We start from the raw sequence: 258 nt of genomic DNA, 5'->3' as shown, positions 1-258 counted from the left end.
GGGCCGAGCTCCGGCGGCAGCGCGCCGGGCTGCGCCCGGTCGGCGGCGGCCGGGGGCAGCGCGAAGGGCGAGCGGACGAGACCGGGCTCCCCCGCGGACTGCGGCTGCGGCTGGGCTTGCTGCGGCTGAAGTTGGGGCTGCGCCTGGTCCTGGGACTGGCCTTGGCCCTGGGGCTGACCCTGGCCCTGCGTCTGGCCCTGGCCCTGGGGCTGTGCCTGGTCGGGCGCCGACAGTTCCGACGCCTCGGCCAGCGTGCGG

General features: G+C 79.1%; 1 protein-coding gene. It reads left to right on the top strand.

Annotation, left to right across the window (positions count from 1 at the left end; translation table 11 throughout):
* The coding region (locus tag KN815_RS49550; protein WP_216348256.1) for a hypothetical protein at positions 1–258 on the top strand (258 nt) is incomplete at both ends.

Source organism: Streptomyces niphimycinicus, from assembly GCF_018883605.1.
Lineage (GTDB): Bacteria > Actinomycetota > Actinomycetes > Streptomycetales > Streptomycetaceae > Streptomyces > Streptomyces niphimycinicus.
The sequence above is the reverse complement of the archived record's forward strand: the minus strand, read 5'-3'. Positions and strand labels throughout refer to the sequence as shown.